Consider the following 21,300-nt stretch of genomic DNA (forward strand, 5'->3'; position numbering starts at 1 on the left):
CGGAGAACGACTTTTCAAACGCCTCGATGGCTCTTTCTCAAAGCCTCGTTACGGACGTAGTCGATAGCAGCAATGCCGGCTCCCGGCCTTGCCAGTGGCGATCACGCCGTCAAGCTGGCGGAGCACATCGCAGCGACAATCGACCTTGATACGTCGCGAAAACCCGCACCTGTCGCCAAGGCACCGGTGCGAAAAACGAAGGGAGCAAGACGCTAGGCGCGTCCCTCCTTCGGACCGCCGCGAATTCGCCGATTGATCTGTGACCTGGTTCACATACCCCTATTCGGACCTAGGCTATTGAAGCGCTTCCTTCACAGGAGGCTCTCATGCAAGCCCCAATAGGAAAAATTGCCCATCTAGACCTAGCTAGCCGACGGAACTGGACAGTGTGTTGGCGATGGTCGATTTCGATTTTGGCCGCGGAGTTTGTTCTTGTTGTCGCCCTGGTTGGATTCGCTCTCGAGTCCCGGCCGGACTCGCGGGTGAAATCCGAATCCGTGCAGGTGCAACAGGCGCAACAGCACAGACCCAGTGCAAACCGCAAAGCGTGTCCGCTCGTTGAACTCCGAAAAACACTGGAGCTTTAGCGATCAATCCTGCGAGCGCTCAGCCATGACCTTCAACGATTCCACATCGATCACAGTAATCGAGCCACGTTGAAGGCGAACGAGCTTGCGCTCGGCCCACTCATGCAGTTGCTTGTTGACACTTTCCCTTGACATGCCAAGCATCTCGCCAATTTCCTGCTGCGTGATGGCGATTTTCTTGTCCAAGGCCGCTCCCGGTCTATCGATCAGACGCATAAGTGCCTTGGCCAGCTTGCCTGACAACTCAGGAAATATGACTTGCTCCACATGATCGCTGATCCAGCGCAATCGGACACAGAGCAGTTCTATCAATTTTGTCGCCAACACCGGCTGGGAGGCAAGCAAGGTTAGAAAATCCCGCCGATCAATGACAAACAACTCGCAGTTAGAATTTGCGATCGCGTCAGCAGTTCTGGCGAGACCATCAAGGACCGCTATCTCGCCAAACATTTCTCCAGCATCGACCATGTTGAAGATGGCCCCTCGGCCATCGGCGGATGAGACGCCGATTTTCACCGTGCCGCTGATAATGAAAAAGAGGCTTTGGCCGGGATCCCCTTTTGCGAAAATTGTTGCCCCACGTTTGAAGGTTCTCTTTCTGGCGTAACGGCACAGTTGATCTAACGCATCCCTTTCAAGGTCGCGAAACAGGGGATGGCTGCGCAAGACATTCGTCTTATCGCCGGCAGGGAGGGCTGCTTTTGGTCTGTCGTCCTGAAGCATCAGTATATGGCTCAGTTGCAAAGCGACTGAATGTCTTCCTATCCGGAGATGATCACGGCAAAGGGACGACGGGCAACGTAATTTTGGTTGAATCTCAATCAATTACAGCTGCGATGCAGCAACGCGCAATATACTAGACGCATCCCTTTGGCGCGCGTCCATTTTTTGAGCTCCCGATCCGGGGGCGAGTCCGTCTTGCTATTGTCAAAGGAACCCTTAAACCTAGCCTAGGCCCAAAACTGCGGGGCTGCCGTTAACATAGGGCAGCGTAGCTTGGTTGGCAGCACAAATCACCAGTGCACTTATTGCGGTTTCCTTATGGAACCCACAGCCCGGTTTTGCGGCGGCTGTGGACGCCCGAAGGCCCGCTCCGGCGACACGGCGGCGCACGCGCTTTCCTTTCTGCAATCCAACATACCCGCTGACCTCGCAGACCGCATCTTGCGCTCCGGCGGAGCAATGTTGGGTGAACGCAAACATGTCACGGTTGTTTTTGCGGATGTCCGCGATTCAACTGCCCTCATCGATCAGCTCGATCCGGAGGAAGCGCTCCAGGTTCTCGGTCCTGTCCTCAAGAATTTGATGGATGCGGTCCATCATCACGAAGGCTTCGTGAACCAGACACTTGGCGACGGGATCATGGCGCTGTTCGGCGCCCCTATCGCGAGGGAAGATCATGCGGTTCAAGCGTGCAGCGCGGCACTTGCGATGCGAACCGCTGTCGATGAGCTTAATCGCGCAACCGGAAGAGACATCGCCATTCGCATCGGCATGAATTCCGGTGAGGTCGTCATCCATTCGATCGGCAATAATCTCGCGATGAACTATGACGCTGTTGGGAAGAGCGTTCATCTGGCTGCACGGCTGGAAGAGATCGCAAGGCCCGGCAAGATCATGCTCTCTGCGGCAACCCATGATCTTGCCAAAGGCTTCGTGACGGTCCAGCCGCTCGGATTTGCCAACGTAAAAGGCGTCTCGGAAGCCATTGAAGTTTTCGAGTTGACCGCAATGCGGATACGGACCCGGTGGCAGGTCCGATCCGCGCGAGGCCTTAGCGTCCTCGTGGGCCGTCAGAACGAGCTGCGCTGCCTGAGAACCGCACTCGAAGATGCCGCGGCCGGAAATGGGCAATCGCTAACCATTGTCGCTGCGGCAGGACTGGGAAAATCCCGGCTGATACACGATTTCATCCGGAACCTGTCTGATGAGTGGACTGTGCTCGAGACCGCTTGCCCCTCGCAACGCACGAGCTCGAGCTACTATCCCATCAGCATTCTGATCCGAGCCATGTTTGAGATCGGCGCTGATGACAATCCGGAAATCGTTATCGATCGCGTCAAGGACGGGATCAATCGACTGGACCCCACACTCTCGGCTTTCCTGCCCCCAATTCTCTCGCTGCTGGATCTCAGCGCGGACGATCAAGACTGGAAAAAGCTGGAACCATCAGAGAGGCGGCTCAGGACTATCGAAGCCGTAAAATCGCTTATTCTTCGCCTCGCGCAATCAAAACCCCTGGTCATCCTGATCGAGGACCTGCACTGGAGTGATGCGGAGACAAGGCTCATTCTACAGAGTCTGGCCGGCGCGCTGAACGGAATGAAGATCGTTCTGATCGCAACCCAGCGCCCAGAGGGCGCGCCGCCCGATCGCGGCACAACGCGCCTGGACCTGTCACCGCTTGACGATGCGACCTCTCACCAACTGATCGACTGGCTCATGGGCGAGGACGGCAGTCTCGCCCCGATAAAGAGGCGGATACTAACCCAGGCCCAAGGCAACCCACTGTTTATGGAAGAACTTGTCCAGACGCTTAAAGAGACGCGATTTCTTGACGGGCATCCGGGCAGCTATCGGATCGCCAAGAAGACCGGACGAGTTGAGATTCCGCCAACCATTCATTCGGTGCTCGCAGCGCGCATCGATCTGCTGGATGGCTTTCCAAAATCTTTACTCCAGACCTCAGCCGTCATTGGCATGGAAATTTCCGTCGATCTCCTTTCGGGAATGATGGATGTAACCCCGGCCGAAGTATCAGATGAGCTTCGAACGCTGGAAATCGCGGACTTTCTTCGAAAAATCAGGAGCGCCACCTCCGCCGACTATTCTTTCAAACACGAGCTCACACGGGAGGTTGTCTATAGCACCATGCTGCTGGGCCTTCGGCGCTCGCTTCACGCCAAAGCTGTCGAGGTCATCGAGTCTCGTTTCGCCGACCGCCTTGACGAGCACATTGATCGGCTCGCTGATCACGCGTTCCATGCCGGGCTATGGGAAAAGGCAGTTCCCTACCAGTTGCGCAGTTGCCGGCGTGCCATCAAACGCGGAGCTAATCAGGACGCCGTTAGCATCTGTGAACGCGGCCTTGAGACCCTGTCGCATCTACCAGCGTCAGCCGCGAAGATCAAAGCCGGAATTGATTTCCGTCTCGCGCTTGTGATCGCGCTCGAACCACTCGGCAAACATCGCCAGATTGCGGATGTTTTGCGCGAAGCGAGCCGTCTGGCCGACCCCTTTGGAGACCCGCAGCGCACTGCCGCGGTTAATTGCCAGCTTGCTGTGGCGCTTTGGAGACTTGGCGAACATCCAGCAGCAATGTCAGCCGCCGAGACCGCGAGGGGCATTGCCAATCAGATCCGGGATTCATCGCTCCAGTTCGCCTCGCTTCTCATTGTCGGAATTGTTCATCACGAGACAGGAACTTTCGCGGCATCGGTCGATATTCACGAACGGTGTATTGCGCTTGAAACGCCGGAGCTTGACCAGAAACGCGCCGGATGGGCCGCCTACCCCAGCGTCCTCTTGCGTACCTTCATGGCGGACTCTTTGATTGAACTCGGTGACCTCGGACGCGCGCAGGCGGTGGCCGAGGATGCCAGCCGGCGCGCCGAGATCCTGGATCACGCTTACTCACGAGCGAACATCAATCACGTGCTCGGACGTCTGCGCACCGCGCAAGGGCGATACGCCGAGGCGATTGCCCTCTTGCGTGAAAGTTGGCAGACCTGCCTCGATCTCGAAATGGTCCAGATGTATCCGGTCTTTGCAGCCCGAATGGGGGAAGCGCATCTCGCGGCGGGCGACGTCGAAACCGCTCTTGATATCCTGTCGGTGCCTGAACGACTGGACGTGCCGCTGGCTGAACATTCGTTCGGCTGGCGCTATCTTTTCCTCGCTCAAGGTCGGGCTTTGCTCGCAGCCGGCCGGCTCGCAGAAGCACATGCGGCAGGTAAACGCGCTCTCGCACTTGCCGAACAACGAGGGGAATCGCCACAACAGGCATATGCAGCGCATTTGCTCGGTGAGATCTCACGCGCCGCAGATCCGCAGGACCTCATCGTGACGGAAGCGCATTTCAAGCGCGCTCTTCAACTTGCGGAAGAATGCGGCATGCAGACGTTGATAGCGATGTGTCGTCAGTCCCTCGAAAATAGCGCAAACCAACGCGGCGAACCCAGCATCGCACGCAGATGAGCCGCGCTCAGACCGGCAAATGTCCAGTTGACGTCAAACAAGCTCAGGTCGCGCCAATGCACGTACTGCCTCAATGCCGGGCAGGAAAAAGTACGCACCTCCGCGGACCCTGACAAACGGGCGTGGCCGGTCGACATAGTGGTTGGTTGGACGATCCTGAATGGTGACCACATCTCCAGCGCAACTGAAATGCCCGAACGGATCCGTTCCCGCATGAAGGCCGCCGAAGTGAGTGTTGTTGAGCCATGAATGCTGGATCATTTCGAACTGTCCGGCGATGTCGGCATTGAGAGCAATGAACGAGATCCCGCGCGACGCTTGCTTGCCGGCCGAACTGTTTCTTTCCGCATCGAGCCGTTCTCCATACGGCCTGCCACGCCGGATGATACGATGCATTTTTGAAAGGCGCAGCGCTGTGTCGGCGTCAGGTCCTATCGTATCCCGGGGATTTGCGCGGCGAATGTGCGCTCCTATCGGGCACGCCATGCCAAAGCGATCATCGAAATGGTAGAGAAAATCGTTGCGCGGAGATGCGTCGGGACCCCGGTCAACAGGAACCAAGGGATGCCCTTCGCGCGTTCGCCCAACCAGCCGCGCCGCGATTTCTTCCCGCGCTGGCTCATCGGCCCTCCCGTATACGCGCTCTGCTGTGCTTACAACAAAGTCATTAAAGGCGCGCACATCCTGCTCGAGTTGCCGGAAAACGAGGTAGGTACCGTTACGCCGAATGTCCCGCGCTTCCGCACCCTTGCTATCCTTTGTGCCGGAGATACTTGAGATACGGATACGGCGTTCGTTCCTGTAACCGAGAATGAACTCACCCGGCTTGACGAGATGAATGCGCTTTTCGTCAGCGGTCAGCTCCTTGTTCTCCTCTGGATCGCCGGAACTCTTCTTGCGCTTCTTGCTTGCCCTGGGTGATCCTTCGATCATCGGCTGGGAAATTCCATCCTTGAAGCCAAAATGCTCCTTGCGATCCTCATAAACTCGACCTTCGAGAACAATGCGCTCGCCGTTTTGCCGCGATGCTGGCTTGGCTGCGCCCGCCATGGCTTTGATCTCTGCATCGACGAATGCCATGAGAGAGGATCTGTCGCTGGCGTAGAGCAGCAACATTCCGTCGATGTCCCGGCTCCCATTCCAGCCACCCCACTCCCAGAATTCAGGAGAACTGTCGCCGAGGTCTCCGAGAATGTTGGATCGACGCGAAGGACCTACCGCCGTTGGCTTGGGCGCCATGCCTTCGAGAAATTCCGGAGAGAAACTGTTCAGCGCGCTATCGCTGACGGTAATGTGCTTCAGGCCGGACGCCGTGAGCGCCAGATTGATCGCTTGCCTGTCCCCGCGAGCAACGGCGCATGTCAGACGCTCGGCCAGCGAGCCCATCCATCGCTTTGCAGCATCGACCTTGTCGGGTTCGAAGTGCCAGAAGAGATAGGCGGAGAACGGCAACTTCGGATATCCGCTCAACACAAGCCTTTGAACATCCTCCCACTCAACCTTCTCCATGGCAATTTACCCACAGTCAGAGGTTTCGAAAGATCGCGTCGATTTCACCATAGCTTAATGGCTTGAACAGGGATTGTCTCAAGGCGGTATTGGCGTTGATATTGATGACACCAAGCGTTGGATATGCGCCATACCAAACGATCGTTTCGACCTGGCTTTGCCGCACGTAAGCCTTGAAGGGTTGTTCGGCCTGCGCGCCTCTCCAGAACAGAAATTTCGATGCAGGGAAACCGTAACGCTTGCCACCTGCGCTGACAAACGTGTTTGACCAGATGGCGTTCAGGCCTTTGACTGCCGCCAGATCGATGAATTCGTTGAGATAGCTCTCCCAGGCGCCGCCAAAATTATCGAGAAACAACAGCCGTCGTCCTCCATCAATCATAACCCAGCGCGCGGAAAGGATTGTAGGTATCCCGCCGAGTTCCCCGCGATTGAACCAGAAACGGGAAAGCAGATTGATGACGAACAGTGCTAGGCGCAATAGCCAGCGCCGGACAAAGCCTGGCTTCACAGCCGTGATACTCGCGAGGTGATTTTGATATCTGTTGATGCCGCCTTCCTCACGCGTGCACTTTCTCGCATTCTCCTGGGCTCGCGCAATGAGTTCAGAAGGATCGGCAAAACGCCGTTTGTCTCCAGTCTCGAGCACTCTGATTACCCCGAAAATGGCGAGACCGATGGCGTAGAATGCCAGGATGCCGATGAGGCCGTAGGCCACGATTCCAAAGACGGCGAAGACGATGGACCGCATAATCGTCGCAATCTGTAGACCGAAGCCAAGCGGAATATGGCGCGCAATGAGCAACGCACCCACGGCTACTGCGATGACCATCGCGAACCTGTCAAGATCGAGCAGCAAACGCCGCACATTCTCGCGAACGGCATCGTATGGCCGTAGTTCAACAGCGAGCTTCAGAGACGTCGTCCAATAGTTCAGAACCAAGAGAACGACGCCAAGAAGAAGCAGTCGCCATGTGATTGAAGCTGCCGCGACGAACGATACCCAAAATCCAGACTGCGTTCCCACAACTTCTTCGGATCGAGCCGCAGTCATTCCTGGAATGACAGCCAGTACAACAGATCCGACAAGGAAAATGATCAGCGTGTATCTGAAGATAACCGCAAGTTGCAATGGAAACCGATTGATGAAAAGCTGGTCGTGAGGGTTTTTAGTCCAACTGGTGAGGAAGAGTTCAATGATGCGAACGACCAGCCAGATGCAACTCAATGCGATGAGAATGTGCAGGATCGCGGGCTCAATCGTGATGTAATTTGAAACCCGCGGAAACCAGGAAGTGAGAAAGCTTCCGACGCTGGCGCCCATCTGGGTCACCTGCTCGGAGGCTCGAATAATATGATCATGCAGGACAAACGGCCCCAAACCGAACGGCGCCCCGACAGCGATGCCGGTGCCGCACACTATGACGAATGCTGCAATGATCGCTGACGAGACAATCCATGAGCGCTGCCGCACCTCCCGCGGTATGGGTGCCTGCTGCTCTGCCCAACGATTGTCATCCTGGCCGCGGATAACATGACGCCGCACCGCTTCAAGAAATCCCGATGATCGCGCAGGAATAGCTTCGCCTGACGACCATTTGCTTGAGAGGAACGACACGATCTTGTTACGGACGAGGCTTTCGCCCTTCACTTGAGCAACCGAACGCCCCGGACTCCCGCAGAAGAACGTATTCGCGCCGACGTCGTGGCGCATGAGGTATTCCTTGATCAACTGAGAAGCCGCAAGTCCAGAGGACGGATAATCGGTGCAATGCCGGTACACCTCATGTATGCCCTTCGATGCGACATCGAGCAGTTCACCAAGAAAGTCGTCAGTTGGACCATCGAATGTCGCTTCGAACACGAGACTTGGAGCAAATTCGCTATCCGCATCGAGCACGACAAAACTGCAAAAATGCAGACTTGCGATTCTATCGAACCGAAATAGCGGTTGGCATTGCAGAAAGTCGCCGGCTGGACGCGGTTCAGCGGTGTCACGCAAGTATTTCCGGCAGGCCTCCACGCGTCCGGGCTCGAGCGGCGTAATGATGGTCGTGTAGTTCGGGTTCACCGTTCCTGCGCTCCAACGGCTTGCGTGTTAAACGTAAGCACAAATGAACAGGGCGCGGGGCCCTCGTAACGGACTTGGCCGTCGCGTCCGGATGCGCGCGCAAGATCAGGAAGGCGCAATAGCGCCCGCACCATTTCCATGAGGGCGTTCTCAGCAACGTATTTGCCAAAGCAACGACGCTCTCCATCGCCGAAGTGAATGTAACTCTCGATCGGGCGTTTCGGATCGAAACGCCACGGACGCGGAAAGGCGTCCTGATCGAACATCGCGGCCAGCGGACCAGCGAGAATGCGCGCTCCTGATGGAACGACGCGCGCGCGCTTCGTTCCATTTGCAATAACTGCCTCGCGCGGAGCATCGCGCACCAACAACGGAAGCATCGGTCGAAACCGCAGCGCCTCGTAGATATAGTGTGCAAGCGCATCCTGCGATTGCCTTACACGCTTTTCCGCCGATTTTCGATCCCCTTCGGATGCCGTGCTCTCTAGGCTTTGTTCGTGCGCTTCTGCGCGATCGAGCGCGACGGCCAGCTTCTGCGCTTCTCGCAAGGCTTCCGGGCGCGCTACGAGTTGATCAACCGTGTGAGCGGTCCCACGAACAACCGTTGCCAAGCCGGTCGCAACCAGACCGGTCAGGTATCGGCGAATCCAATCTTCATCAAACCAATTCGGCTTATCGCCAACGTTAAGCAACGCAGTCAATCGCGTCAGAAGATTGTCTGGCAGGTTGCTCTGATGCGAAGTGGTGATCGACGATTTAGAAACTGCAATCTCTTCCAGCAGAAGCTGCGTCAAGCTGATCATATCGTCACGCGAATCGATCCAGGGTTGTGAGCCGACCGGTGGATTGACCATGATGATACCGGCCAGGTTGCGCGTCGCGCGCGCCATGCTGCGCTTGTCGCCCTTCAGCGGAGGAACGCCGAAATAGTCGGCGGCGATGCGGACGACAACCGGCTCCGCAAGTTCCGCTACCATGTCTATCTTGCCGTTGGCCGCAGCTATCCGCTCACGGCACTCTTCGGCAACAGTCCTCTTAATAGTCAGCGGATCAACGTCTCGCTTGACGACATTCTGGAGAAGCTTCCGCTCGCGTTGGTGTTGCTCGCTCCAGTCTACCGTCATTAGGAATGGCCCCCATGGCATTCCTGGTTCGATCACTTCACCAAGGGTGAAATCATCGAAGCGATTGAGAACCTCCCGAACGTCACTCATCTTGGTGAGGATGACGAGCTTGCCAAAGATCGAGATGGGGCGCACACGACGAAGCACCGTTAAAACGATCTTAAGCAACCAAAGGTGTGAGAAGATGTAGGAGCTGAAACGGTAGCCGGCCATCTGCCTGGCCAGCGAAATCTTTTCGACACATCGTGTCAGCGAACCACTATCAGTTGCCCGCCAGCGCGGACCTTCGACCATTGATTCAGGAACGTTCGTACCCATGACGACATCCCGCAATTATCTTTGGCGGCGTACGCGAAAAAAATTCGGATCGGCAATCAAATGGTCAGCACGGCAAGCTGCATGATACCATCTTCGGAACCGAGCAGCCACACCTGCAACTTCACCGACAAGAGCAGGAAAGTGGCTGCCTCGACGCGCGGAAGCGGCCAAGAGCCTTACAAAATTGTTAGTTACAACAATAGCTTGGCCCGCATGCACGATGCTTGGGCAAAGCCCTTCGCTCCTGCCAACACCCGGCGCTTTCGGCGCACAACGCGGGCAGCGGTGGGATCAGATGGTCGCACGAAGTCGGCGTCCTGCATGAGGAATAGCATGACACGGCGACCTGGGGGTTAGGCACTATGGGTGCCGAAGTGTTCCTCGGCATGGTCGAGCTCTCGCTCCGTCAAAATCCAGACACGACCGTCAAGCAGCTAGAGCGTGAGTTCAAAATCTTTCTTCAGAACGATCTCGCCATCGCGCTTAACGACGTACGACGCTTTGTAGGTGCCTTGATCCCAGCCGCTCGCAGGACGCTTTCTGCCGGCAAACAGCATGACCTGTGCGTTGTTCTTGTCGAGCGGAATTGCGTAATTTTCAGCGATGACGTGCCCAGAGGGATTTGTAACCGCGAGCCATTGTGTGTCGCCTGCCTTGAGACCTATCGTACGGATAAAGGCAACTATCGCTGCAGCTTCGATCGTGGGCAGTTCTTTTTCCGCGGCTCCGCCCTCGATGAGATCCATCGTGACCGGACTGTTCGTGAAGCCGGCATTCAAGATCGTCCGCTTCTGATACGCCAGTTGCTCGCGAAGTGAAGGGTCCCAGAGAAACTCACCTCCATCACAAGCGCCTGACGGCGCGTCGTATGCGAATGGATCGGCAATCCTGCCCCGATGCCTGACGGTGAAATGGAGATGCGGATACTCGGTCAATCCCGAAAGGCCGACTTGTCCGAGCGGCTGCCCAGCCTGCACGAGATCGCCGGGCTTCACCTGCAGGCTGCCGTTGGCCATGTGGCAGTATTGCGTTTCCCAATGGTCCGGATGCTCTACGACGACGCCATTGCCGCATTCAATGTCGCGGACCGCTTCACGCGCCGATTTGAGAAACGAACCATCCGGAATACCGTCGCGGGCGCGGAGAACGCGGCCGCTTGCGGAAGCCAGTACATTCACGCCAGCGCGCTGCGCGTCCAGCGAGCGCAGGCGAAAATCCGTACCGTTGTGGCCGTCATACGTCAGCGTCCCACATTTGTGATCCTTTGCCGCCGATGAGGAAACGACATCGACATAATTCTGGATCTGGCATGTGCTGCCCAGATCGCAGGCCACGGGCATTTTCAGCTGGAGGTTCTCCGCAACGACGCTGGAGATAAACACCGGTATCGAGCCGGCAACAGCGCAAAGCTTGCGGAAGACCGACCACATCGCGAAACTTTGTGCTTGTGTTAACGGCCTACTCATTGATCGCATGCCTGATGCCGTCCGACAGCCGGATCGTACGCTCTCATACTGCCCTAATGAGTTCTCTCACCCAGCCGAGGACCCGACATGCCTCTGCCCACGGCCTTTTCGCGCCGCCCCGCGCCGAATGGTGACAACGTGAGATGATAGAGCAGGAAAAACTCGGAACGCCGATTGATCCCCAACTTCAGCATGATCCGCTTGGTATAGGTCCTTACTGTCGCTTCCGTCAGACGAAGATCCGCTCCGATCATGCGCGGGCACTGCCCTTGAAGAATGCGCGCTATAATCCTCTCCTCCGCCCAGTTCAGGCTGAACGCGGATGCGATCCGCTCAGCTCCCGACACTTCGTCGAATTGCGGGACGATGACCAGGACTTTCCCCGCCTCGCAATGCGCGGGCACTGCGCCGATCCTGGCAAAGGCAAACTGCTGACGATCAGTGGAGAGAGGCACAGTTGTGTTCAGCCATCCCTGACCGTCATGGGACATCAACGTCTCCCGCAGCGCCTCTTTCAGATTTTCAGTCACCGAGGCCGTCAACCCTGCGAGCGTACCGCGCTCTACAATAAGAAGCTTGCCTTCCGTCAGGAGGGTTCGTCCGCTCCGATTCAGTTCATGCACGCGCAGATACTCATCCACAACGATGGCGGGATAGATCAACTCTTCCAGCCATGTTTGAAGATCAGTGCGCCGAGGCGGCGGCGAGGCAAGAGCACAGGCAGTTTCCCACATCATGCGAACTGCCCGTGCCAGGCAAGGAATCTCGGCCGAAAGAATCGGCGCCGATCGCCATCCCGCCACAAACACGACAGTCACTCCGTCGCCGGAGGAAAACCGCCCTATGACCGAATGACTCTTGGCTCCCGGCTCCGATCCAATCAGTTTTCTCACGAAGGCGGTGCGTGCATTGACGGGTTCGATAACGGTACAATCCGGATCCGTTCCTTTGCGGGCAATTCGCGCGACTGTCATCGCGCATGAAGGATCGATCGTTGCTCGCCCGATCCGGGCCTCTTCCAGTTTTGCGCCGACATGAGACATGGTAGCAACATAGCAATTGCTGCACTCGAGCAACTCGGCGATGGCACGTCCGAACTGCTCCATGACCGCGCGACGCGCAGCTTTTTCCCGATTGGGCCATGGCGGCAGCTGTATCGAGAGACGTTCCACATTGTGGAGGGACTGCGCTCGTTCAGCGCGGTCAAAATGGCTCCCTCGGGAGGGCAGTGCTTTGCTGTTTTCGTACACCTGCTTCTCCCTCGGCAATGATGGCGGCCAGCTTCATGCCGGCCGTTAACTCTCCCTGAACGCGCGATGTATCCGCAGTTTCATCGGCTGCAGTAAATACTCCGCAAAGGTTCTTTCTCCCGTCTCGACGAATATCTCGACGGGCATGCCGGGCAACAACGATGACAGATAGGGAGCGGTCTCTGTTTTGTGTTCCAGTTCAACTTCCGTCATGTATGACGCGACACCGGTCTTTGGATCGACCAAAGCATCGGCCGCCACTGTTACGATCTTCCCATCGAGCAATGGTCTGCGACGAGTATTGAGCGCGTGAACGCGCACCCGCGCGGATTGTCCGGGATAGACCTCTTCACGATCTGTCGGCTTCAATGTCGCTTCTATGACAAGCCGGTCTTCCATGGGAACGATTTCCAGAAGAGTTTCCCGGGGCGCAAGCACTGCACTAAGATCCCTGCTATTGAGGCCGACGATCTTTCCACTCTCGGGCGCGCGCAGTTCAGATCGCGCAAGCTGACTGCGCAACGCGGCAATTCGATGTCTGAGGTCGCCTATTTCTTCGCTCAAGGCATGGCGCTGTTTTGCAATGTCCTGGTTTTGATTAAAACTCAACTGACGTCGCCTATCCTCGAGCTCCGCGATCTTGCCCCGGCTTTCCGCGATCGAAGCTGCGTTGCGCGTAATCTGCGCGCTGGCCTCGGCCTCCGCCCGCTTCAACGCCAGCACGCGCGGCTTCCGGGCAAGGCCCTTCTCCAGCAGGAAACTCGTATCCGCTATCTCCTCAAGCAGAAATGCAAGTTGCTGCTCGACACCTTTGGTGTTGCTCTCCAAACCCCGGATACTGTCTGTCAACTGGAGCATCTGTTGATCTATCAATTTCCGCTCACCATCGAGCGCAGCCAATCGGGCGACAAATTCGGCTTCCTGACTCTCGATGGCGATACGCGCCACAGAGCGCGTCGCATTCATTTGCAGTTCTTCGGGGAAAGAAATTGACTTGGCTCGGATTTGTTCCGCGGCGAGCCGCGCCTCCATCGCCAGATTCGAAAATAGTCTCGTCTCGAGCGAACCAAGGCTTGCCTCAATCTGCGTCGTATCGAGCCGCGCGATGAGTTGGCCCGCTTTGACGTGATCGTTCTCCCTGACGAGAATCGATTTCAGAGTTCCGCCTTCGAGATGCTGCACGGCCTTGCGTTTCGAGTGAACCTTGATGACACCAGGTGCGATGACGGCGCTTCGAAGCGGAACCGTAGTGGCCCAAACTCCAAAGCCGCAGAACTGAAGGACGAGCAGTACACACCCCCATGTGATGATCCGTCTCATATCGGATCGCGGCCTTTCCGGGCCTACCACTGATTGATAGCCGCTTGCGGCAGACGACAGAATGGCGACTGCGCCGCTGTGACGACCTTGCGTCATCGACCCGCTCCCTTCACCGACGATATATGAGGTTCCGCTTCACGCGAGATCGCGCGTGGACCCACCGGCATCGCTCCCGGCACACGCATCGGAAGCACGCCGGAGGGAGGCCCGAACGCAAGCTGCGTCCCATCCCTCAAAAGGAGTACCGCATCCGCGATGGTCAGAAGACGGGGCCGGTGCGTCACGATGACGAGCGCCGCTCCGCGCTCCTTGGCCTGCAGGACAGCAGAACACAGCGCCTCTTCACCCTCGGGATCGAGGTTGGAATTTGGCTCGTCCAGCAGGATCAACTTGCGATCGCCGAAAAACGCGCGGGCCAGACCGATGCGCTGGCGCTGGCCACCTGACAGCCCGTTGCCGTCTCGGCCTATCTCGGTCTGGTAGCCGCGCGGCAATGACAAGATCATGTCGTGCGCCTGCGCGAGCATTGCAGCGGCAATGATGTCCTCGTCGCGCGCAACCTCGTTAAATCCCGCGATCGCTTCGGCGACCGTGCCGCCCAAAAGCTCGACGTCTTGTGGAAGATAGCCGACGTACTGTCCGAGCTGGTCAGGGTCCCAATTATCGAGGGTCGCACGATCCAGCCGGATCGCGCCGCTACTAGGGGATTCGAGTGCGGCGATCATGCGCAGCAGCGTGGACTTTCCCGCGCCGGTCGGACCAATCACCACGACGATTTCGCAGGGCCGGCAACGAAATGTGATGTCAGCAAGGATTGGCCGCTTCGCCGTCGGCGTGCGATACGCTACATGAAGCACGTCAAGATATCCCGACGGCGGCGGAAGCAATGTCCGCCTCTTTCGCTCAAGAACCGGTGCCACAGCGGCGCACACCTGTATCCAGGCTTCGTGTGCTGATGTGAGTGCGCGCCACGCCGAGATCAGGCCCTCCATCGGTTGCAGAGTGCGGGCGATCAGAATCGCGCTTGCAATAAGGCTGCCCGCCAGCACTTCATTCTGAAGCACGAGCCATGCACCCGCGCCGATCGCCGCGATCTGAAGAACTGTTCTCGTCATGCGCGCGGCAGATGCTATTGCGGCGACCCGCTCGCTTGCCCGGACGACCGGCGACAGGGCTTCGTCATTCAGCCGCATGAATTCGCGGGTGGCGCCGCGGGTCCAGCCCATCGCCCGCACGAGGCTGGAATGACGGACGATGCCATCCAGAACGGCCTGTGTGCGCAACGCAGATTCTGATGCCTGCGAAATTTCGGTGCGTGCAATCCAGCGACTGGCAATGCCCATCACCAGCAAGATCCCCGTCCCGATCAGGGCGATGACGCCGTACCACGGGTGAAGAAAGAAGAGAATGAGAATGAACATCGGAAGGAACGGAGCATCGATCAGCGCTGCAACGGTCCCGCTTGAGAGGAAATTTCTCAACTCGCGGACCTTGACGAGATCGTGCGTTCTGCCGTCGCCGCGCCTGTCCGTATTTGCAATGGCACTTTCAAGAACAATTGGTGCGACGCAGCGCTCAAATCCGACCGCGAATCGGCTAAGCAGCCGACCGCGAAGCGTATCGAACATAGCACTGAAGACCAGGGCACTTGCCGCGATAATGGTAAGACCAACGAGAGTTTCAACGCTTCCGCTACTGATGACCCGATCGAACACCTCGATGGAATAGAGTGGGATAGCGAGCAAAAGTAGATTGATCGACACACTGAAAGCCACAACCCACACAAATGCGGATCGTCCCGGAATCAATCCAAGTAGCGATCTCTTGCTGGACGCTGAGATTTCACGACGGATACGCGAATACATCACTGGTTGGCACGATCACTGACTGAGTAGCGCGAAAACCAGTGGGGCGGCTCTGAGCCGCCCCACTGAAATGATGTTATGCAATCACGACTGCGTCGTATCCAGCCGCGTCATTGACATCCTGTATCGACTCGAATGGCGTTCCGCCGCCCGTCACACCGTCGAGCTGGATGGTTCCGAACCCGAAATCAAGCACCGTGTTGGTGCCGTCATCATCGACGACAACAGTGGTCGGATCGAACATCGGATCTGCATCAACATTCACCACATCGCCGTCGTCAAAGTTCAGATCGGTAACTTCATCGTTGCCGAAGTTGGTGGCAGTACCGTCGCCGAAATTGTGAGTATCGGTTCCGGCCCCACCGGTCTGTACGTCGTCGCCAAGGCCGCCGTTCAAAGTGTCGGCCCCGCCCCCGCCGTTCAGGTCGTCGTCGCCCGCCTCGCCGTTCAAGGTGTCGTTGCCGGCGCCTCCGGCTAGCGAGTCGTCTCCATCACCGCCATTTACTGCGTCGATACCGTTACCGCCGGCGAGGGTGTCGTCTCCGGCATCGCCGTTGACGGTGTCATTGCCGTCGCCGCCACTGAGGTCGTCGTCACCGTCGCCACCGGACATCGTGTCCGCGCCAGCACCGCCGGTCAGGGTATCGTCGCCGCCGTCGCCAAACATGGCGTCGGCGCCAGCACCACCATCCATGACGTCGGCTCCGGCGTCGCCGTGCATTGTGTCGACACCGTCGCCACCACTCATCGTATCGTTACCGGCGCCGCCGTTCATGATGTCGTCACCGACACCACCATTTAGCGTGTCGTTACCTTGATTACCGTTCAAGGTGTCGTTGCCCGCGTCGCCGTTCAGCTTATCGTCACCGAGGCCGCCGCCAAGCGTATCGTCACCATCGCCACCATTCAGGGTGTCGTTATCGGCGCCACCGCTCAAGGTGTCGTTTCCGGCGTCGCCCCAGAGAGTATCGATGCCGGCCCCGCCATTCACTGTATCAGCGCCGTCGCCGCCATGAATGCTGTCATCACCTTGGTCGCCGAACAACTGGTCATCACCAGTGCCGCCATCGACCGTGTCATTGCCCGCGTTGCCATGCACCGTGTCGTTGCCGGCATTGCCTGACAGGTTGTCGTCACCTGCGCCACCGTTGAAGATGTCGTCACCGTCTCCACCCAGAATCGTGTCGATGCCGGCATTGCCGTTCAACGTATCGTTGCCGGTGCCGCCATCGATTGAGTCATCGCCCGCCCCGCCATTGACGAGGTCATTGCCAGCCAAAGCGGTTATCGTGTCATTGCCAGCCAGACCGTTGATCTCATCGTCCATTGCTGTGCCAGGTAATACATCGTCGCCTGGCGTTCCATTGATAAGCATGATGTTTGTTCCCTGTGCTTTGACGTTCACAAGGCAAGCCGGCTCCCGGCCCGTCATGGACGCCGTGGATTTCGAGGACACGAATTCCTTTACTTTTGATGGAATTCGACGGGGCAACGTGGATTATTGGGAGGCGCTGCGGCAATCCCCATTTGGTGACAAAAGTGTAGGGAGATACCGTTGCATCGTCCGGAAACTAACCCGCACGCCAAGGGCCAGGAATTTCATCGCGCTCGCACGACTAACCGGTCAGAACTTCGCGGCCTTCATCGTTGCATCGGAAACCGCCATGGCGGGAAAGCATTTTTATCAAGACAAACTAGGCCGACAGGACTCTGAGCCGCAAAAAAAGTCCGCGACCATTGAGACAGACGTGAGATCCTTATTAATTGGGACGGACTTCCAGCTTCTTCCGATTCAATATCCTGATCGTTGCCACGACGGCGACAAAAGAAAGCAGCGTGGCCAGACAGAACAACGCCCCGTATCCGAGAGTATCCGCAATCTTTCCTGAAATCATCGATCCGGCAAAATAGACGATAAGCTGGGCGCATGCGAGGATTGTAAAGTCTGTGCCCGGCTGCTCTTTCGATGCCGTCGCCATAAACAGACTATAGAGCGCAACGATCTCCATGTAGCGGATCAATGTCTGGAAACCCGCGGCTCCAAAAATTTGCACGATCCCGGTGATGAAGCCCAAGGCGTGCGCGGCGAACAACGCAAAGCAAATCGTTCTAAGAAAACCAAGAAGTCCCAGCGTCCAGCCGGTGCCAAACCGCTGCAACAGGACAGCGGCGATGGCTGCGCCAGCCAACCCCGCCGTGGTCGCAGCAATCCCGGACAGGTAACCGATCTGGGTGAGCGGCACACCAGCATCGACGAGGTAGGAGCCCTCCATGGCCTTCACCAGGCCTTCGCTCATCCGGTAGATCAGCGCGACCCACAGCCCATCGCGAACCTCTCGCCTGCGAAAGAAAGCTTTCAAAGACGGGCGATCAACTGCCTGTCCGCCCGTAGGCGCGGGATCCTTTTCCCGCATGGCAAATGCCGCAGCGAGCGGGATGAAACAAAACCCCGCGATTGTCAGGAGCATTCCGGTCCAGCCGATGCGAGAATAGAGAACAAGCCCTAGCGTCCCACCTATGACCACGCCGAACGCGACAGAGCCGCCCTGGATGGCATTGCCGATCGCGCGATCCTCCGGTGCAAGATGTTTTGCGGCGTAGCCGTCTGTCGCAATGTCTTGCGTCGAGATCAGCAACGAACCGAGCATACCTACGCCTATAATGGCCCAGACATTGGTAGGACCAAACGGGATCAGGCACAGAATGCTGATGATTACGCCCGCCTGCGTGATAATCACCCACCCCGCTCGATGCGCCCGCGCGAATGGACGAACGCGATCGACATAGGGCGCCCAGAAGAACTTCAGCAGCAGCGGCAGAAACCAGAGGCTGAGATAGGCAATCGCGGTTCGCGACACGCCGGCCTCGCGCATGATCGGCGGCAATGCAGCCGCAAACAGGTATGAAGGAATTGCCTGCGCAAGATACAAACCGGCTAGGACGGCAAAAAGTCGCTTTCGGCCATGGATCGCAGGCGTAGCGGTGGCGGAAATTCCCGACATCACGCAGCCGGCGCGTAGCTGGACAGAAAATCGCGGGCGGCGCGCTCATCCTGAAAGACCCGGGTCGGCATCGACCAAAGCTTTTGAAACGTCTCCTCCATCTTTCTGGTCGCGTCCGGCCTGACGATCGCGATGGCAAGACACCGCTCGGAGAGGCGGCTTCGCGTGGCCTTGAACCAGAGGGCTTGCGCCCGTTCTCCGGCAGCCGAGAGCCTGCCCCCGCCTCCAAACAGCGTGAGAAGCATGAACGGATCCTCGCGATTCCCTATCCCGGAGAGCGCAGCGAGATAGTCACGCTCATCTGCCTCCGTGTAGGGAGGCAGAAAGCGCAACGTCAAAAGTAACCGTCCGACTTCGAGGCTAACCATGTCGATCCATCACCTCAGAAAGTTCTCCGGTAGCCAACCGTGGCGGTCCGGCCCCACGAGTAAACATTCAGATTGCGTACCGACGTTGCCGTTGGATTGACAAGCGGGGTGTCGAACAGGTTGTTGACGGCAGCGTAAAGCTCTCCGCCCTGCCAGGGACCGCTGATAGCCGCGTTCATCGTCATGCCGCCACCGATCGGGTAAATCGTTCCGGCGGTGTTGATGGGAACGTGGCGCCCGGTATATCCCTCGCCTTCCAGCCTGACCTTGATGCCGTTGTCGAAACGGTAATCGGTGAAGATCGTGCCCCGGAACGGCGTTGCTATGCGGTTGTTGGGAAGCCAGCTGTCGAGGGAGCCGTTTCTGTCGCTGTCATAGCGACCTTCGCGATACCCAAGGACTGTACCGAACGACAGCTGGTTAGTGACGGCCATTTCGCCGATAAACTCGACACCGTAGATCATCTCCTTCTGCTGAGAGATCTTGTTGGTCAACGGATCGAAGGTGACCCCCTGCTCAGAGGTGCTGACAAATCCGGTCAAGCTGCCCCTAAAACGCTCATCCCCGCCCCGAATACCCAGTTCATAATTGTTGACGACCTGCGCTTCGGGCGCAATCGACGTATAGCTGATCGTCTTCCCTCCTGGCGGAGTACAGTTCGGGTTCACAATCGGACATGCATACGCTGTGCTCAGACCCGCACGCCGCGTGTATGCACCGACATCAGGCAATGCGAAGCCCTGCGAGAACCCGCCGAAGATCTCGGAACGATCGTTAAGCTTGAATGTCGCGCCGGCATTATACGTCGGCGATGCGTATTCATATTGCCCGCCGATGACATTGAGTGGCGGCAGCACGAACGCAAAGACCGGTGACAGCGCCGCATAAGCCGCCGGCCGGACGAAATTATCCACCTTCAGATCGAAATACTCGTAGCGGACGCCGCCGCGCACGGTCAGTCTGTCAGTAACCGGCACCTGCAACAGCGCAAATCCGGCCGTTGTCGTCTGCGTAAGAGGCGTGAACACGTCCTGGCCGTTCGTCAGCTCCTGCGAGGTCTTCTCGTAAATGACATCGCTGCCCCATGTGAGCTTCGCGCCGCTCCAGATCCGGTCGAGGGGCGTATCGATCGACAGGTTCACGCCGCCTCGATCCGAAAACAGCGTGGTTTGGTTGAACGGACTGGTCGGGCTGGCCGGATTGCCGGAATAATAAACGGGATTGTTATAGGGAAAAGAGAACGCCGAATAATTGAAGCGCTTCTTGATGTTGTTATAGAAGCCGACGACGTTGACATTGCCCAGCGCAAAATTGGCATCGTTGTAACGCGCCGAGAACGAGCGCGTATCCTCAAGCACGCTCTCACCCGTATAGGGCTTGGTGAAATCCGGCCGTGCGTAGGCGCCCGAGTAGTTGGTCAGATATTGCGGACGCTGGTCGAGATAGATCGAGGTCGCCGAGACCTCAAACCGCTTCCCGTTGTCGAAATCCTTGCCGATCTTGGCGAGGAAATTGCCGCTGATGAAACGGTCGCCGCCACCCTGTCCCAGCATTCCGTCCGACGACAGTTCGCGACCATAACCATCATAGGTCTTTTGCGCGCCCCGGCCGGTACCAACGAACACATAATCGATTCCGTCGGTGTTCTTGCCGCTGACGGTCGCAGACGCTTCCGGAGCAAGTGAGCTGCCGACGTTGGCGGTGAAGGCGCGCAGCGCCGTGTTCACCGTGACCCGGGGCGGACCGGCCTGAGCCCTCTTGGTGATGAAGTTGACGGTGCCGCCTGTGGCGCCCGCCCCATAGAGACTTGAAGCGCCTGCAACCATCTCGATCCGCTCGACCGAGTTCAGGTCGATCAAGGCAAGGATACGGGACACATCCCGCAGCGGGGTATTAAGCGGTACACCGTCAAGCAGCACGAGAAGGTCGCGGCCGCGATAGGTCTCAGATGCGCCCGAGATGGTTTGAGTGGAGGAAGAAAAGCCAGGAAGCAGTTTCGCCAGTGCGGCCGAGGCGCTACCGCTCTGCTTCAACTGATCCTCGATCTGCTGCTGACCCACGATTTGAACAGACTGCGGAATATCGGAAATGGACCTCTCCGCGCGCGCTGCTGTGACAGTGATCTCGTCCAGCTGGGAGGTATTCTGAGTTTGCTGAGAGTGCGCCTGGGAGGACATTGCGGTCACGGCAGCAACCAGGATCGGGTAACGGATACGCATTTTG

The 21,300-nt window shown here is 57.7% G+C and carries 13 protein-coding genes; 1 reads left to right on the plus strand and 12 read right to left on the minus strand.

Annotated features, from left to right (window positions below; translation table 11 throughout):
• Nucleotides 1-590: 590 nt before the first annotated feature.
• Nucleotides 591-1,310, minus strand: coding sequence for a Crp/Fnr family transcriptional regulator (locus tag HNQ36_RS04330; protein ID WP_184082680.1), 720 nt, complete (start codon nt 1,308-1,310; stop codon nt 591-593).
• A gap of 318 nt (nt 1,311-1,628) precedes the next feature.
• Between HNQ36_RS04330 and HNQ36_RS04335 the strand changes: the two genes are divergently transcribed.
• Nucleotides 1,629-4,784, plus strand: coding sequence for an ATP-binding protein (locus tag HNQ36_RS04335; protein ID WP_184082681.1), 3,156 nt, complete (start codon nt 1,629-1,631; stop codon nt 4,782-4,784).
• A 33-nt stretch (nt 4,785-4,817) separates the two neighbouring features.
• On the opposite strand, the gene HNQ36_RS04340 is transcribed toward HNQ36_RS04335, so the two are convergent.
• From HNQ36_RS04340 to HNQ36_RS04390, 11 genes are all read right to left on the minus strand, one after another.
• Nucleotides 4,818-6,293, minus strand: a complete 1,476-nt coding sequence (locus HNQ36_RS04340) for a Dyp-type peroxidase (RefSeq protein WP_184082682.1) — start codon at nt 6,291-6,293, stop codon at nt 4,818-4,820.
• A gap of 16 nt (nt 6,294-6,309) precedes the next feature.
• Entirely contained in the window at nt 6,310-8,364 is a 2,055-nt protein-coding gene (locus HNQ36_RS04345; RefSeq protein WP_184082683.1) for a hypothetical protein, read from the minus strand.
• Nucleotides 8,361-9,806, minus strand: coding sequence for a cytochrome P450 (locus HNQ36_RS04350; RefSeq protein WP_184082684.1), 1,446 nt, complete (start codon nt 9,804-9,806; stop codon nt 8,361-8,363). Before HNQ36_RS04350 ends, HNQ36_RS04345 begins: the two co-directional genes overlap by 4 nt.
• A 434-nt stretch (nt 9,807-10,240) precedes the next feature.
• The gene (locus tag HNQ36_RS04355) at nt 10,241-11,236 is read right to left on the minus strand and encodes a M23 family metallopeptidase (RefSeq protein ID WP_184082685.1); all 996 of its coding nucleotides are present in this window, start codon (nt 11,234-11,236) and stop codon (nt 10,241-10,243) included.
• A gap of 89 nt (nt 11,237-11,325) precedes the next feature.
• Nucleotides 11,326-12,522: a helix-turn-helix transcriptional regulator gene (locus HNQ36_RS04360; protein ID WP_347339940.1), complete on the minus strand. Its 1,197-nt coding sequence runs from the start codon at nt 12,520-12,522 to the stop codon at nt 11,326-11,328.
• 45 nt (nt 12,523-12,567) lie between these two features.
• On the minus strand, nt 12,568-13,938 hold the full coding sequence (locus HNQ36_RS04365; RefSeq protein WP_184082687.1) for an HlyD family type I secretion periplasmic adaptor subunit: 1,371 nt from the start codon (nt 13,936-13,938) through the stop codon (nt 12,568-12,570).
• Nucleotides 13,935-15,707 carry a type I secretion system permease/ATPase gene (locus HNQ36_RS04370; RefSeq protein WP_210311931.1) on the minus strand — a complete coding sequence of 591 codons (1,773 nt, stop codon included), beginning with the start codon at nt 15,705-15,707 and terminating at the stop codon, nt 13,935-13,937. The genes HNQ36_RS04365 and HNQ36_RS04370 overlap by 4 nt, the downstream gene beginning before the upstream one ends.
• Before the next feature lie 76 nt (nt 15,708-15,783).
• A complete protein-coding gene (locus HNQ36_RS04375) occupies nt 15,784-17,082 on the minus strand; it encodes a calcium-binding protein (protein ID WP_246395251.1) in 1,299 nt (432 codons plus the stop codon).
• Between the two features lie 385 nt (nt 17,083-17,467).
• A complete protein-coding gene (locus tag HNQ36_RS04380; RefSeq protein ID WP_184082689.1) occupies nt 17,468-18,709 on the minus strand; it encodes an MFS transporter in 1,242 nt (413 codons plus the stop codon).
• Complete coding sequence (locus tag HNQ36_RS04385) at nt 18,709-19,077, minus strand: hypothetical protein (RefSeq protein ID WP_184082690.1); 369 nt, start codon at nt 19,075-19,077, stop codon at nt 18,709-18,711. The genes HNQ36_RS04380 and HNQ36_RS04385 overlap by 1 nt, the downstream gene beginning before the upstream one ends.
• Before the next feature lie 14 nt (nt 19,078-19,091).
• On the minus strand, nt 19,092-21,296 hold the full coding sequence (locus HNQ36_RS04390) for a TonB-dependent receptor (protein ID WP_184082691.1): 2,205 nt from the start codon (nt 21,294-21,296) through the stop codon (nt 19,092-19,094).
• Nucleotides 21,297-21,300: the final 4 nt, after the last annotated feature.

Origin of the sequence: Afipia massiliensis, from assembly GCF_014203115.1 — a bacterium.
Taxonomy (GTDB): Bacteria; Pseudomonadota; Alphaproteobacteria; order Rhizobiales; family Xanthobacteraceae; genus Afipia; species Afipia massiliensis.

Bases quoted from the DNA above. Each gene is read 5' to 3' on its own strand.
- HNQ36_RS04330 (WP_184082680.1), bottom strand. From the start codon at position 1,310: ATGCTTCAGGACGACAGACCAAAAGCAGCCCTCCCTGCCGGCGATAAG.
- HNQ36_RS04335 (WP_184082681.1), top strand. From the start codon at position 1,629: ATGGAACCCACAGCCCGGTTTTGCGGCGGCTGTGGACGCCCGAAGGCC.
- HNQ36_RS04340 (WP_184082682.1), bottom strand. From the start codon at position 6,293: ATGGAGAAGGTTGAGTGGGAGGATGTTCAAAGGCTTGTGTTGAGCGGA.
- HNQ36_RS04350 (WP_184082684.1), bottom strand. From the start codon at position 9,806: ATGGGTACGAACGTTCCTGAATCAATGGTCGAAGGTCCGCGCTGGCGG.
- HNQ36_RS04355 (WP_184082685.1), bottom strand. From the start codon at position 11,236: ATGTGGTCGGTCTTCCGCAAGCTTTGCGCTGTTGCCGGCTCGATACCG.
- HNQ36_RS04365 (WP_184082687.1), bottom strand. From the start codon at position 13,938: ATGACGCAAGGTCGTCACAGCGGCGCAGTCGCCATTCTGTCGTCTGCC.
- HNQ36_RS04370 (WP_210311931.1), bottom strand. From the start codon at position 15,707: ATGTATTCGCGTATCCGTCGTGAAATCTCAGCGTCCAGCAAGAGATCG.
- HNQ36_RS04375 (WP_246395251.1), bottom strand. From the start codon at position 17,082: ATGCTTATCAATGGAACGCCAGGCGACGATGTATTACCTGGCACAGCA.
- HNQ36_RS04380 (WP_184082689.1), bottom strand. From the start codon at position 18,709: ATGTCGGGAATTTCCGCCACCGCTACGCCTGCGATCCATGGCCGAAAG.
- HNQ36_RS04385 (WP_184082690.1), bottom strand. From the start codon at position 19,077: ATGGTTAGCCTCGAAGTCGGACGGTTACTTTTGACGTTGCGCTTTCTG.
- HNQ36_RS04390 (WP_184082691.1), bottom strand. From the start codon at position 21,296: ATGCGTATCCGTTACCCGATCCTGGTTGCTGCCGTGACCGCAATGTCC.